We start from the raw sequence: 13758 nt of genomic DNA, 5'->3' as shown, positions 1-13758 counted from the left end.
AGATAAGAATTTCCTCTTTATGAGTAGCCCTCGTTTACGTGTTCAGTTCGAAACACTGTTTGAAAAATTTTCCGGTCACGATACGGACGTTCAGCTCGAAGACATCACCGAAGCGTTGTTTTGTACACGTCGTAATGCTCGTATTGTTCTAAATAAACTTGAAGAAGAGGGCTGGATTGAATGGCATCCGGCAGCGGGTCGAGGAAAACTTTCGAAACTCGTTTTTAAACGTAATCGAAGCGACGTCAGCGAAAACCTCGCCAGGCGTTATCTCGATGAAGGGAAAATCGGTCAGGCTCTAGATGCGCTTGATAACGATGCGGCACGATTGACGCAGGTTATCCAAGGTTATTTAGGGCTTCAGCATCGACAGGGCGAGCAGGTCGTGCGTTTGCCTTATTATCGACCATTGTCGATGTTAAACCCACAGAAACCGATGCGGCGTTCTGAACAGCACATCGCCAGACAAATTTTTAGCGGACTCACTCGCCTTGATGAAAATGAACAACTTCAACCAGATTTAGCCCACACGTGGGAAGCAATTTCTGATACACATTGGCGTTTTTATCTTCGTCGTGGAGTACGCTTTCATAATGGTGAACCGTTAACAACCAGTTGTGTTCTTGAGAGTGTGCTTGCGTTAAATGGCTTGAACTTGTTTTCTCACATAAAGCGGGTGTCTTCACCACAAGAGTGGACCGTTGATATTGAGCTCGTCCGTCCTGATCGTTACCTACCTCTGGCTCTGAGTGAGTCGCAAGCAAAAATTTTGCTACCGAGTGCTTTGCGTTCTGAAAGCTTCGATAGACAACCGATAGGGACAGGGCCGTTCCAAGTTAAAATGAATGATGATAAGCGTCTTATTTTGACTGCTTTTGATGGCTACTTTGGTTTTCGCCCTTTACTTGACCAGGTGGAGGTGTGGGTAATCGATGAAGCCTATTCCTCAATGGTTTATCCAAGCCTGTCAAAACCGAAGATGGATAAACAAGGTTCATCCGATGAAGTCGAGCTGGACCCTGGCTGTACATTCCTATTACTAAACAAAAACACCGGAATTGCAAAAGATCCACGTTGGGCAGAGTTCCTCTCGCAAACCCTCAACAGTCACCAGATTTACGCGCATGTTCCACAAGATAAAGTGATGGAACTGGGAGTATTGCAAGCCTTTGGCCTTAAGCCCGGTTGGATTGATCTCAGGCCAGCGGAAGCGGGCAGCGTACCACAGGCTAATAAGGTAATTTCCGTAGCGTATCAGAAAAAGCATCCGATGTTTCCAGTAGTTGCCAAGGCCATCAAGACACTCTTAAAACCGCACGGTATAGAGGTTGAGTTTATTCGTTATGATTCTCAACCGCCCGCGCCTGAGGAAGTGGATATCTGGGTGAAAGCTATGGGCATTGCAACGAACCGAAATGACGCGTTGGCGGGCTGGCTCCTGGATTACAGTGATATTGAGAAGTTCAGTTCAGGTTACGATTTTAGTGAATGGGCTAAACTTGTCGATCAATGGCGTGCCGGCATGCACACAGACTTTCCTGCGCGTGAGCTAGGACGACAGTTAGTAAAAAGCTGTCAGGTGATTCCTATGTTTCACTGCTGGCTAGGCGTGAATAAAGACCACAGCGGTGCGTTACAAAATGCAAAGTGTAATGCCTTAGGTTGGTTTGATTTTAATAATGTATGGGTCAAACCGGATATAGAAAGTAACCATGGCGAAACCGAATAAAAAACAACCGACGAAAACCGTCGATATCTTTTGCTCTAAATGTAAAACTCAACTATTTAAGTACCGTAAAGGCGGGAAAGGCGCACTGGTTAAATGCTTCAAAGAGCGCATTGTTGACGATTTCACACAAACCCCATGTATTTGCCCCGCTTGCGGACAAGAGTTTGCAAGAGATACTTTAGTAAGAGGAACCCCCGCTTACAAAATGATTGGCGGCAAAGTGACGATGAAATAATAAAGGGCTAGAAAATGAGTATGAAACATGACTATTGCATGGTTTTAAGTACAACCAGTAATGAAAAAAATCGAGATCAGATCATTAAAGGTTTGCTAGATGCTCAATTAGCCGCGTGTATTCAAACGATGCCTATTGAAAGTCACTATGTGTGGAAAGGGGAGATTTGTACTGACAACGAATGGTTGCTGGTGATCAAAACTCGTCGAGAACTTTATGAATTGGTGGAAGAGAAAATAGAAAACCTGCACGAATACGAGGTAGCTCAAATCGTACAGGTTCCAATTGTTGATGGGTTTAACCCTTATTTAGAATGGTTGAGAGAATCGACGTTGAGCCGACATTAAGAATAACGACAACACTGCACCAACGGTATCGCACAACATATCTTTCTGGGCGTCCCATATGTCACCTTGCGAGCCCAGAAAGGCAATTCCCTCATCGCCACCAGCCAACTCCGCATACCACCATTCGATAATCTCATAGCCAGCAGCAAGTGACATGATAGCAAACAAAGCAAACCAGCAAGAGAACGCTTTGTTGAACCGTTTTTTGTTTATCAAGTATTCAGCGATCGGATATGCGTAAAGGCCAATTGAAAAGTGCGCAACGCGATCAAAATTATTTCGCTCTGAACCAATCATGTCGTTAAACCAGTCAAACGGCACTTCGGAGAACGTATATTTCGCACCGATAGTGTGCAAACAGAGCCAGATGAACATTAAAAAGTAAGCCGTATTACTGAACTGATAGCGAATCGAAATCGCCCAAATAGCAACAAGAATACCAATCGCCGGGATAATCTCCGCAAACCAAACTGCGCGTGAGTTAGGTTCCAACGCAGAAACTAAAAACACGATGGCATAAAAAATCGTTAATCCTAAGAGTGTCGAGGTGCTTTTCATAGAGTTACTTGATCCTTCAATTTATCTTACAGTGGGACTCCATAGATTGTGTTAATGATTGCACTTAATTGAACGCTGTGCAATTGATATTTTAATGGGTTTTTTGATCACTGAAAATGTTGATTTATTGGCAAACTGCTCAACATTAAAACGTTTGCGCGTGCAGTTTTCATTAAAGTTTGATTTACAACATGCCCATCCATAGAATCCATGATTCAGTCTAATAAAAAAGAAGTAAAGCCATGAAACTGGAAACTGTCGATTATCTTGCTGACGATGCTGCTCAACAGTTCGTTACCTCTCTACGCGAAACGGGGTTCGGTGTGTTGAAAAACCACCCGATTCCACAAGAGCTTGTAGAGTCAATTTACAAAAACTGGCATGAGTTTTTCTGTTCAGATCAAAAGAATGATTTTCACTTTAACGTAGACACCCAAGATGGCTATTTCCCACCTTCAGTGTCTGAAGTGGCGAAAGGGCACAAAGTGAAAGACATCAAAGAGTACTTTCATGTTTACCCTTGGGGGCAGATCCCAGAGCAGCTTAAAGCTGAAATCTTAGAGTACTACGAGCGTGCCAATGCATTTGCTCAAGAGCTATTAGGTTGGGTTGAAGCGTACGCACCTAAGGACGTTCAAGAGAAGTTCTCTATCGCGTTGTCAGAAATGATCAATAACAGCGACAAAACATTACTACGCGTGCTTCACTACCCACCGATGACAGGCGAAGAAGAGCCCGGCGCTATTCGCGCTGCTGCGCATGAAGACATTAACCTGTTAACGGTTTTGCCTGCTGCTAATGAACCTGGACTGCAAGTAAAGAGTAAAGAGGGTGATTGGATCGATGTACCATGTGACTTCGGGAACTTAATCATCAACATTGGTGATATGCTTCAAGAAGCGTCAGGTGGTTATTTCCCTTCAACGACTCACCGTGTAATCAACCCTACGGGTGGCCGTCAAGAAAAGTCACGTATCTCATTACCGTTGTTCCTGCATCCAAAGCCGGAAGTGGTGTTATCTGAGCGCTACACTGCACATAGCTACCTTATGGAACGTTTACGTGAGTTAGGGGTTATTTAACCTTTACGTGATCTCCTTACAAAGGCCGATGGTGAATGACTATCGGCCTTTTTGCATTTATGCTACAAAGTGGAAACTATGTTTTTTGTGCCGTGAATGGGGCCCTAAACTCGTGTCAGAGAGGATGAATGAAAGGACAACGTACTGTCAATAGTATTGAGCCTCATGCAATAGAAAATCCGCTGCTTTGGCCAATGTTAGAAATTCTGAGAAAACAGCCCTCTAATTGGAAAGTGCACACCTTGGCAAGCTCGTTGGGTGAACAAGGTTATATTTCAAAGCTGGACGACTCTCCCGATAAGGATTTATTCAAAAGAAATTTCCTGATCATGAATGCATTATATCAACTGCAAGACACTCTGTATCCGGATAGTTGGCTTCAAGTCGAAGCCATGGATATTCAGCTCATGTCTTCGATGGAAGCTTTGAGGCATAAGATCGATATTCATGATCCTTTGCGTGAGTATTACTTAGATTGGCGCAATTACGAAGCGGACGAAGATGAAGTGCGTCGACTGTTGAATGAATTTTGGACAACTTATCAAAAGTTCATCGGTGGTTCGTCAGTAGCCAGCGTAGATAAGACAAAGGCACTGTCACTATTTGAACTTAACACTGACGCTACGCCTGCGGAAATTAGAAAACAATGGCGAAAACTCGCGCTTCGTTGGCATCCTGATCGAGAAAATGGCGATGCAGAAAGATTTAGAGTTCTTTGTGAAGCGTGGAATGTACTGAGAAACGAATGATTCGCTAAGAATAAAGATAAAGGAAGGCAGCTAACTATAGCTGCCTTTTGATTGAACTGTCTCTGTCAGCGTATCAAAACTAGCATGATGACTTAAACTGAGATTTTCGCATGCGGTTGAGGGCAGCCATAACGTCTAGTGTGCGTGGTTTGGCTAAGTCGCCTTGTTTAGGAAGAGCGGCATGCCACTCACCAGACAGCATTTCTTCAATCTCCTTCGCCGGATGATTACACCAACCTGGAAGTTGAGCAATTTGGAACCATAACCAGCCAATTGTGTTGACTTCATCGGCTGACTCTATCTGTTCCAAAGCGCTAAGATCAGTAAACTCTTTACCAAATCGAAGTGACTCTTTGCCTTTCGCATTCACACGGAACTTGCCGTCAGTCAGAATATTCATCAACGCAACGCGGTTCAGTGCTCGAGGTGGGAAGGTCTGTAAACGTTCTTCTGACTCGTTATGGCGTTGAGTAGGGTGCTGAGCGATAACTTCTTTCGCTTTTTCAGTCACGTCAACGGCTTGGTAGTCGTGCATTTGAATGACGGTATCGGCAACGTCTAAGTAGTCGCCCGACCCACCCATAACGATAATGGTAGAGATATCAAGATCATCTCGTAATTGACCAATGCGGTCGACGAGAGGAGTAATTGGCTCATCACCTTTTGCCACCAATGCCTGCATACGCTCATCTCTAATCATGAAGTTGGTAGCAGAAGTATCTTCATCAATCAATAATGTGCTTGCACCCGTTTCAATAGACTCTTGAAGCCAAGCGGCTTGCGACGTTGAGCCTGATGCGTCTTGAGTAGAAAAGTCCGCCGTATCTTTACCCATCGGTAAATGGTTGATGTAGTTCGACAGGTTCAAGTGGTGTACGCATCGGCCATCTTCGGCACGAATCTTCATAGCCTTGTTATCGGCAACAATGTATTCGCGACCATCTCCTGGAATATGATCGTAAATTGAACGCTCTATTGCATTTAATAAGGTAGATTTGCCGTGGAAGCCGCCACCTACGATCAGTGTGATACCTTTTGGAATTCCTAATCCTGTGACATGGCCCTTGTTTGGCGCATGTAAAGTGACTTGTAGAGATTCAGGGGCTTTAAACTCAACGGCTTCTTTCATTGGAAGGTCGCAATTACCTGCAATTCGAGGAAGAATACTGCCGTTTGCGACAAACGCGACTAAGTTATTGGCCTCCAACTGTTCTCGCAGGGCATCTTGGTCTTCAACAACTTGGCAGTGCTTAATTAAAGCGGCTTTGTCGAGTTCACGCTCTAAAGTTGCTCGACGGATAAACTTAGGCAGGTGGAAAGTCAGTATGTTGTTGGCTTTTTTCCCCAATACTGAACGACCTTCGGCTGGTAAGTTAACTCGAAAACGCAGTTCAATACCTTCTTCAGTAAACAACACCGCGGTGCTATCAAGTACAGTTTGGCCTGTCAGTGAAATTGACACTGAGTTTTCTTGTTTAGCAAACTGTTCAAAACTACGCGCAATGAAATCACGTGCAGCTCTTTGAAATGCAGGAGACTCGTCTCTTAGCCACTCAAGACCAGTCAAAGACCATGAGCGAGTCGCACGAAAACGTGACGCCGATGCATAAGGGTCACCCTGTACATGATCGATAAACAAAGTGAAATCAGTGAAGTCGTATTGACCTTTGATTTGCTGATAAGCTCGGTAGTTCTGCTTTTCAATTTTCTTAAGCGTGGCAGTCAACTGATCCATGAAGATATTGGCCTTTTAATAGAAGCGGGCGGCGATTATAGAAACCACCGCCCTCATAGTAAAGAGAATGCTTAGGAAGAGTAGGCGTATTGCCCGCCAGAAAGGCGCTGATTAAACAAACTTTGCTCAAATTCATTACAAGGCATAGGTTTACCATAAAGAAAACCTTGTCCGATATCACAACCCTCACCAATAAGAAACTGCTCTTGTTGGTGGGATTCAATGCCCTCGATCACTACTTGGAGTTCCAGTTTTTTTGCAATGTGTATGATTGAACAAATGATCTCGCGATCATCATCTGACTTTTCCATTTGCTGGACGAAGCTTTTATCAATTTTGATGGCATCAAACGGATATTTCTTTAAATAGCTGAACGAGGCATATCCTGTACCAAAATCATCAAGTGACAATGTCACACCTAGTTTGTGCAACTTATTTAACGTTGTGCGTGCTACTATCTCATCAGCAATTAGAGCGCTCTCGGTTACTTCGAGTTCGAGAAAGTGTGCTGGCAAATGGAAAGTGTCGAGTAGGTGTTGCACTTGTTCTGCAAAATTTACGTTTTGTAATTGAATGGGAGAAACGTTGACGGCAATTTTGAAGTTATCGATTAACTCAGACCATTGTTTCGCTTTGTCTATCGCGGTACGCAGAACAAAAGAGCCAACTTCAAAGATAAGCCCGTTTTGTTCGGCCATATGTATCAATGCTTCGTTGGAAACGTCGCCAAGTATTGGATGTCTCCAGCGAAGCAAGGCTTCTGCGCCAATCCATTTACGTGTTTTGGAGTCTACTTGAGGTTGAAAGTACAACACTAAATCGTCGTTACGCACCGCTTGTAAAAGGTAACTTTCCAGTTCATTGTGACTATTGAGATCCGCCGAATGATTTTCTCTAAAATAACTAAAAGGTTCGCCAGATTCTTTACATAGAAGCATCGCGTAACATGCATGTTGAAGGATACGCTTAGCATTGCTGCAATCTTTGTAAGCTTGAACTATACCGATATACGTGTGCAAATGTATTTCTGTTTTGTTGAAGACAAACCCATCTACGCTAATTTTAGTGATATCATCTAATAGTTGATTTAACCGAGCTTCAATATCCTCTCCCCAAATCAATAAAACCATGTCATTCGAACTTGGTCTACCAGTGATAAATCCGCTAGCACCGTGTCTGGTTAATCTGGAGTGAAATTCTTTTAAAATGTTGTCAAAGACCTCGAACCCGTGCCTGGTCTGAATACTGCGAGCGTTACTAAAACCAATGTTGATGACCACAAGCGATTGCTGATCACTATCAAGGGACTGTAAGGTGTATTGGACAATGTTCTCAAGTGCAGAGCGATTTAGAAACCCAGTTCCCTGATCATGTGTTTTTTGGTAGCTCACTTGTTTTTCCGCGGCTTTACGGCGATCAATTTCTTGTGTTAAGGAGTAACTTAACTGGGCTAAATCCGTGGTACGATTTTCAATTCGACTCTTTAGCTCGGTGTTAAGTCGCTGAAGTTTATGTTGTTGGTACACAACTGAAAGCTGTGCTTCGATTGAATCTTTGAAAGTTTCAAGCAACTGACGGTAACTATCGTTGTACTCGTTTCTCTCAGAGTCAAGCATACAGATTGTTCCAAATGTCTCCCCATTTGGCCAGAATAGCGGTAAGCCGCAATAAGAAATCATGCCTAGTTTGATGTCTGGGTTATTTTGCCATTCTTCATCTTCAAGCGCATTGGGGATTACAAGCTCGCCTTTCTGTTCTATAACTTGCTCGCAATACAAACCGTTACCAAGCAGCTCTGCATCGCCAGTACGATAAGGATTACCTAGAGTTTCGCTAGATGTATTTACTTCTATGCGATCCGGATGGATACGCATAATTAATGTGGTGGGTACGTGTGTTATTTGAGCCAGTAAGTTGACGATTTCCTGCCAACTTCTTCGCATAGACTCAGGGATTTCGTAGTCTAATGTTTGCAATCTCCCCATATAGGTCATCCTTTACGTGGTTTCACTTCCTGTGAATTAAAAATGCAGACTGCTCTATTTTGTTCTCGCTTTTTAATTAAGTATAGGGTGGCTAGGGCTCGAAACAAAAAAAAGTCCTGAAAAGTGTTCAGGACTAGGAATAGTTGTCACATATCTCATCCTTGAAACAGGTAACAAGTATCAAGGCTTAAGCGACATTAACGATTCAATAGAAATGTCTTGCGAATAGTCGACATCTTCAAAGTTAAAGCCATTGAGCTTCATAAACTCATCTTTAAAACCTTGGTAATCACCAATCTCTTTAAAGTTTTCAGCATTCATCTGTTCTAAAAGAGCGTGGACTTCTTGTTGAACTTGCGGTTCAAGTTCCAAGTCATCTATTCGAATCAAGCGTTCGCCGTCAACTGGCACTTTCTCTTGATCGTATAACTTCGTAGTAAACAGTCGCTGCATTTGTTCAATACAGCGTTCGTGAGTACCTTTTTCCTTCATCACTCGATAAAGCGCTAACAGGTAGGGACTTAGCGCAGGGATGAATACACTGGCTTTCGTCACCAACGCCTTACACACGGTTGCGTAAGCACCGCCGTCAAAGTTGGCGAGTTTGAGGTTTAATGAATGACTGGTTTGGTGTAAATCGATTTTCGCTCGACCTAACGTACCATCGAGATAAATTGGGTGCGTAATGTCAGGGCCCATGTAAGAAAAGGCGATGGTTTTGCAGCCGTTTGCGATAGAGTCGTTATTGATGAGTGTGTCAATCCAACTTTCCCAGTCTTCGCCGCCCATTACTTTAATGGTGGCATTGGCTTCCTCTTCTGTTGCAGGCGTTAAGGTGGTTTCTATCCACTTATCGTTCTCCAGCATGATAGAAGCGCCAGTGACAGGTTCACCAATAGGTTTAATGACACTGCGCCAAAACTCATCAGATTCAGGTTTAGGTCGAACACCGGTTGCCAAGCTATAGATGACTAAGTCAACTTCACCCTCAAAGTACGTTTCAATGGCTTCAATCACTTGATTGCGTACCGAACCAGAGAATGCATCGCCAACAATATTTATTGCGGTACGCCCGGCTTGATTTGCTTCTTGCTTAAAAAAGACGTTGTTATACCAACCCGCACTCCCAACCCCTTTCTCTGAAGGGCCACGCTCAAATGAGACGCCAATGGTATCGGCGTTAGCGCCACCGAACGTTAGGGCTATTCGTGCCGCTAGGCCGAAACCAGAGGAGGCACCAATAATCAAAACCCGTTTTGGGCCTTTTTTGATCTGTGGGGCGTGTTTTACGTATTCAATTTGCTCTTTAATAGATGCATGACACCCTTTGGGGTGCGCAGAGCGAGCAACAACACCTTGAATTAACGGTTCTATTCGCATGTTGTTATCTATCCTCGATGAGTGGAATTGAAAATAGATTAACGTAAAGTTACGTAAAACTTATTGAGCTAGACCATTAAAATTAGAGATGTTTAATTAATTCTTGAGCAACGAAATCAGCGATCCAAGGTTGTGCATCTGGTTTTGGGTGAAGGCCATCATCCATCATCCATTCTGGTTTGGTGACAACATGCTCTAAGAAGAATGGCATCAAGGCAACTTGTTGATGCTGTGCAAGCTTAGGGTAGATATCGTAAAACATATCGCTATAGCGCTTACCATAATTAGGCGGAACCCGAATTTGCATCATGACAACGTCCGCACCAGAATCTTTTATCATGGTAATCATTTTTGAAAGATTTGACGTAATAAGTTTAGGAGGGAAACCTCTTAGGCCATCGTTGGCACCTAACTCAATAAGTACCATGTCAGGGCTATGCTGAGTTAGCAACTGAGGTAACCGTGCTAAGCCATTGCCAGTGGTATCGCCAGAAATGCTGGCATTAATAACTGTTACATCTTGACCATGTTCTGACAACGCATCAGGGAGTAAGCTAGGCCAACTCTCTTCGATCGGCATCTGATAGCCTGCACTCAAGCTATCACCCAAGACAAGTAGCTTTTCGCTCGCATGTGCAGTAGCGGAAAAACAAAAAAATAGAACTAAGGAAAGTATACGAATCATGCAAACACCTGTACTTAATGCACCTATTGTTCAAGCCAATTTGGTTTCTAAACAAGTCTCTACTAATCAAGAACAATTAACAATCCTCAAAGACGTAAATGTCGACATCCGAAAAGGAGAAAAGATCGCCATCGTCGGAACTTCCGGTGCAGGTAAGTCAACATTGATGACGTTGCTAGCTGGTCTTGATACACCGACATCAGGCGAAATTACTTTATTAGGTCATGAATTATCAAAACTGGACGATGAAGCACGCGCGAAAATTCGGGCTGACTCTTTAGGTTTTGTTTTCCAAAGTTTCTTATTAATCCCGAGTTTGAGTGCATTACGTAATGTCACGCTTCCTTGTCTTTTACGTGGTGAAGCCGAAGATGAAGCAAGAGCAGCGGAATTATTAGCTGCTGTTGGATTGGAAAAACGTGTCGATCATCTACCAAGCCAGTTATCTGGTGGTGAACAACAGCGAGTTGCGCTAGCGCGTGCATTTATGACACAGCCTGAGCTGTTGTTCGCAGACGAGCCTACCGGCAATCTTGACCATCAAACCGCAGACAAAGTGATTGAGCTGCTATTCGATCTTAATGAACAGCACGGGACAACTCTGATTTTAGTAACACACGATGGTCATCTAGCAAGCCGATGTGACCGTATCTATCGTATGGAGGCGGGTGAGCTTAAGGAGGAGATATAATGTCTGCAGTATCATCAAGTGAAGCAACATCCACAGAGCAAAACAGTACAACACAGCACTCGTCGAATAAAAGTTTGATACGTTGGAGTTTCGGCGAAATAAGGCAGGGGAATCTTTGGCCTATTAGCGTTGCTCTTATTCTCGTGATTGCGAGTATCTTTGCGCTTTCTGCATTAGCAGAACGAATGGAGCAGGTGATCGTCAAGCAGGGGAAGGATGCATTAACGGCAGATGCGGTGTTTGTGTCTGCTAATCCCATTCCGGACACGTTGTTAACCTCGACTGAAAACCTTGAACGTTCGATGATGACGCGATTTGCCACTATGGCATTTAGCGATAATGGTATGCAGCTTATTTCTGTAAGGGCGGTGGATGATAATTACCCTTTAATGGGAGAGCTCGTTCTTGAAAATAATCCGGCCGGTCGCGTTAAAGAGAACCAACTCTGGCTTGATGAGCGGATTATGACTCAACTAAACGTAAACTCAGGTGACAGCGTCACGATAGGCGATGCCGAGTTTACTGTATCAGGCGCAGTATTGATGGAACCTGGCTTGAGCTTTAATCCATTTCAGCAAATGCCTTCTGCATACATTCATCAAAGTGACGTAGATAAAACAGGAGCAATTCAAGTTGGGAGCCGAGTTCAATACCGTCTGTTTTTACAAGCCGATGATAAAACACTAAAGAGCTTACAAGATGATACGCAGCTTTCTCCGAGCGATCGCTGGCGCACGCAAGATACTGCCAGTCGTAGTAATGAGGTTTTTGAACGCACGACGCAGTATCTGTCGTTGACCGTAGCGATTGTCATCATTATGGCAGCGACAACATTGGTTCTTACTTGTCAAAATTACGTGAACAGCCGGACACAAACTATCGCGATGTTGAAAAGTCTTGGTGCGAGCCGCCGATGGATTGAAAAGTGGTTATTTATTCAAGTCACAATCCTTCTCATTAGTGCCAGTGTCGTCGGTCTATTGTTAGGGAGCGGGCTGGAATATTTATTACGTATTCCACTCAAAGACTTATTACCCGACCCACTCCCTAGTTACGGCGTCACACCATTTTTGGTGGCATTTATCTCAGCAGTCTTGATTACGGTGCCTGCTCTCGGTATACCACTTTTAGGCTTGATTAAAACTCCCGCGTTAGAAGTGCTACAGCAGGGTAAAGCGCAACGTTCTTGGAAGCGAATGTTACTTGTTCTAGTGCCCGTTATTCCATTACTTTTACTGTATGCTGATAACACCTTAGTTTGGATCGTGCTCACTGGTATAGCGGTACTGTTTGTGGTACTCGCAGCAGTTAGCGTCACACTCACAAAGCTGTTTGCACGTATGTCAACCCATTCTGCAATGAAGCTTGCGTTGAGTCGTATCAACCGGACGCCAGTAACCAGCGGTCTACAGTTTGGTGCTTTGGCATTATCTTTGATGTTGCTGTCTATCATTTGGCTTGTGCGCAGCGATATTCTCGCTGATTGGGAGAGAACCTTACCTGCAGACGCGCCAAATGTGTTCGCTTTAAACATTGGTGATTATGAGCTCGATAACTACCTAGAAACCCTAGATAAAAATGGAGTTACGCGGTCCCAAGCTTATCCAATAATTCGTGGACGACTAACAGAGATCAACGGTCAAAACGTCAAAGAGGTTGAGTACGAAGGAGAAGGTTCTGACGCGATACGTCGAGAGCTAAACCTGACATGGGGAGACAGCCTACCAGAATATAATGATGTGCTTTCGGGTGAATGGACAAACAAAGGGAGTGTATCTGTAGAAGCGGATGTAGCAAATGACTTAGGCATCAAACTCGGTGATACGCTGCGCTTTGTAATAAACAGTCAGAATTACGATGCAGTAGTAGATACCATCCGTTATGTCGAATGGCGTGACATGAAGCCTAACTTTTATTTTATTTTCTCATCTGACGTGATGGCTAATTTACCTGGTTCTTACCTCATCAGTTATAGGATTGAAGAAGGAAATGAAGCGTTGTTGACGTCAATGTCACGTGCTCACCCAACGGTCTCTGTTTTAGATATCCGAACTATGGGCGAGAAAATTCAGGCTTTGATTCAGCAAATCGTATCAGCAATCACCATCCTTGCTCTTTTAGGCGTTGTTGCTGGTCTGCTGCTCATCTTTACTCTACTGAGGTTAAGCTTGTCCCAACGTCAACAAGAGATTCGTTTGTATCGCACATTAGGTTCAAGTAAGAAACGGATCAACACAACCCTGTGGGCCGAGTACGGAATTATGGCGTTGATTGCTAGTGGTGTTGCGGTATTCGCTGCGGAAGTTTGTGTGGCCGCAGTCATGACATATGGATTCGATCTCAATGTACAAATTCACCCCGAATTGTGGATAGCTTTACCGCTTGCTACATTTGTTACGTTGGCACTTGTAGTGATGAGTTTGTTGAAAAGATTGTTAACGCCAGTAAACACTTAATCGCAGCGAGTGTTATCAAGTTTGGAACACTCCATGACACTTTTATTTTAGTTATCCACAAAAACAGTGGATAACTTTTGGGATAACTAAATGGGGTAAAAAGTGGGGTGTTTCTGCAGGCTTTGC

At 43.8% G+C, this 13758-nt stretch carries 12 protein-coding genes; 7 read left to right on the top strand and 5 right to left on the bottom strand.

Going from position 1 to position 13758, the window contains the following annotated elements; translation table 11 throughout:
• Window positions 1-19: 19 nt before the first annotated feature.
• Genes R7E00_RS04370 through cutA form a run of 3 tightly spaced genes read left to right on the top strand, consistent with a single transcriptional unit; the run spans window position 20 to window position 2311 of the window.
• Entirely contained in the window at window positions 20-1729 is a 1710-nt protein-coding gene (locus tag R7E00_RS04370; RefSeq protein ID WP_005386283.1) for an SgrR family transcriptional regulator, read from the top strand.
• Window positions 1713-1964, top strand: coding sequence for a hypothetical protein (locus R7E00_RS04365; protein ID WP_005376334.1), 252 nt, complete (start codon window positions 1713-1715; stop codon window positions 1962-1964). Before R7E00_RS04370 ends, R7E00_RS04365 begins: the two co-directional genes overlap by 17 nt.
• 14 nt (window positions 1965-1978) lie before the next feature.
• Window positions 1979-2311 carry a divalent-cation tolerance protein CutA gene (cutA, locus tag R7E00_RS04360; protein WP_005376332.1) on the top strand — a complete coding sequence of 111 codons (333 nt, stop codon included), beginning with the start codon at window positions 1979-1981 and terminating at the stop codon, window positions 2309-2311.
• On the opposite strand, the gene R7E00_RS04355 is transcribed toward cutA, so the two are convergent.
• Window positions 2273-2869: a DUF2238 domain-containing protein gene (locus R7E00_RS04355; RefSeq protein WP_262606037.1), complete on the bottom strand. Its 597-nt coding sequence runs from the start codon at window positions 2867-2869 to the stop codon at window positions 2273-2275. The two genes, cutA and R7E00_RS04355, sit on opposite strands and share 39 nt — an antisense overlap.
• 242 nt (window positions 2870-3111) lie before the next feature.
• Between R7E00_RS04355 and R7E00_RS04350 the strand changes: the two genes are divergently transcribed.
• Together R7E00_RS04350 and R7E00_RS04345 are read left to right on the top strand one after the other, a co-directional pair.
• Window positions 3112-3951, top strand: coding sequence for an isopenicillin N synthase family dioxygenase (locus R7E00_RS04350; RefSeq protein ID WP_005376329.1), 840 nt, complete (start codon window positions 3112-3114; stop codon window positions 3949-3951).
• Window positions 3952-4079: 128 nt separating this feature from the next.
• Complete coding sequence (locus tag R7E00_RS04345; RefSeq protein ID WP_262606036.1) at window positions 4080-4700, top strand: DNA-J related domain-containing protein; 621 nt, start codon at window positions 4080-4082, stop codon at window positions 4698-4700.
• Window positions 4701-4779: 79 nt separating this feature from the next.
• Here R7E00_RS04345 and R7E00_RS04340 read toward each other — a convergent pair whose 3' ends face one another.
• The 4 genes from R7E00_RS04340 to tesA form a co-directional block, all read right to left on the bottom strand.
• A complete protein-coding gene (locus tag R7E00_RS04340) occupies window positions 4780-6435 on the bottom strand; it encodes an ABC-ATPase domain-containing protein (RefSeq protein WP_262606035.1) in 1656 nt (551 codons plus the stop codon).
• A 71-nt stretch (window positions 6436-6506) separates the two neighbouring features.
• The gene (locus R7E00_RS04335) at window positions 6507-8420 is read right to left on the bottom strand and encodes a sensor domain-containing phosphodiesterase (protein ID WP_017634164.1); all 1914 of its coding nucleotides are present in this window, start codon (window positions 8418-8420) and stop codon (window positions 6507-6509) included.
• Window positions 8421-8600: 180 nt separating this feature from the next.
• Window positions 8601-9800, bottom strand: coding sequence for an enoyl-ACP reductase FabV (fabV, locus tag R7E00_RS04330; RefSeq protein ID WP_064354774.1), 1200 nt, complete (start codon window positions 9798-9800; stop codon window positions 8601-8603).
• Between the two features lie 82 nt (window positions 9801-9882).
• Entirely contained in the window at window positions 9883-10485 is a 603-nt protein-coding gene (gene tesA / locus R7E00_RS04325; RefSeq protein WP_005376324.1) for a multifunctional acyl-CoA thioesterase I/protease I/lysophospholipase L1, read from the bottom strand.
• On the opposite strand from tesA, the gene R7E00_RS04320 reads away from it, so the two are divergent.
• Together R7E00_RS04320 and R7E00_RS04315 are read left to right on the top strand one after the other, a co-directional pair.
• On the top strand, window positions 10484-11176 hold the full coding sequence (locus R7E00_RS04320) for an ABC transporter ATP-binding protein (RefSeq protein ID WP_005376323.1): 693 nt from the start codon (window positions 10484-10486) through the stop codon (window positions 11174-11176). The two genes, tesA and R7E00_RS04320, sit on opposite strands and share 2 nt — an antisense overlap.
• Window positions 11176-13632: an ABC transporter permease gene (locus R7E00_RS04315; protein ID WP_258509111.1), complete on the top strand. Its 2457-nt coding sequence runs from the start codon at window positions 11176-11178 to the stop codon at window positions 13630-13632. Before R7E00_RS04320 ends, R7E00_RS04315 begins: the two co-directional genes overlap by 1 nt.
• Window positions 13633-13758 lie beyond the last annotated feature (126 nt).

The organism is Vibrio sp. Vb1755, from assembly GCF_033338635.1.
Lineage (GTDB): Bacteria > Pseudomonadota > Gammaproteobacteria > Enterobacterales > Vibrionaceae > Vibrio > Vibrio alginolyticus.
The sequence above is the reverse complement of the archived record's forward strand: the minus strand, read 5'-3'. Positions and strand labels throughout refer to the sequence as shown.

Coding starts and splice junctions, on each gene's coding strand:
- R7E00_RS04370 (WP_005386283.1), top strand. CDS start 20: ATGAGTAGCCCTCGTTTACGTGTTCAGTTCGAAACACTGTTTGAAAAA.
- R7E00_RS04365 (WP_005376334.1), top strand. CDS start 1,713: ATGGCGAAACCGAATAAAAAACAACCGACGAAAACCGTCGATATCTTT.
- cutA (WP_005376332.1), top strand. CDS start 1,979: ATGAGTATGAAACATGACTATTGCATGGTTTTAAGTACAACCAGTAAT.
- R7E00_RS04355 (WP_262606037.1), bottom strand. CDS start 2,869: ATGAAAAGCACCTCGACACTCTTAGGATTAACGATTTTTTATGCCATC.
- R7E00_RS04350 (WP_005376329.1), top strand. CDS start 3,112: ATGAAACTGGAAACTGTCGATTATCTTGCTGACGATGCTGCTCAACAG.
- R7E00_RS04345 (WP_262606036.1), top strand. CDS start 4,080: ATGAAAGGACAACGTACTGTCAATAGTATTGAGCCTCATGCAATAGAA.
- R7E00_RS04340 (WP_262606035.1), bottom strand. CDS start 6,435: ATGGATCAGTTGACTGCCACGCTTAAGAAAATTGAAAAGCAGAACTAC.
- R7E00_RS04335 (WP_017634164.1), bottom strand. CDS start 8,420: ATGGGGAGATTGCAAACATTAGACTACGAAATCCCTGAGTCTATGCGA.
- fabV (WP_064354774.1), bottom strand. CDS start 9,800: ATGCGAATAGAACCGTTAATTCAAGGTGTTGTTGCTCGCTCTGCGCAC.
- R7E00_RS04320 (WP_005376323.1), top strand. CDS start 10,484: ATGCAAACACCTGTACTTAATGCACCTATTGTTCAAGCCAATTTGGTT.
- tesA (WP_005376324.1), bottom strand. CDS start 10,485: ATGATTCGTATACTTTCCTTAGTTCTATTTTTTTGTTTTTCCGCTACT.
- R7E00_RS04315 (WP_258509111.1), top strand. CDS start 11,176: ATGTCTGCAGTATCATCAAGTGAAGCAACATCCACAGAGCAAAACAGT.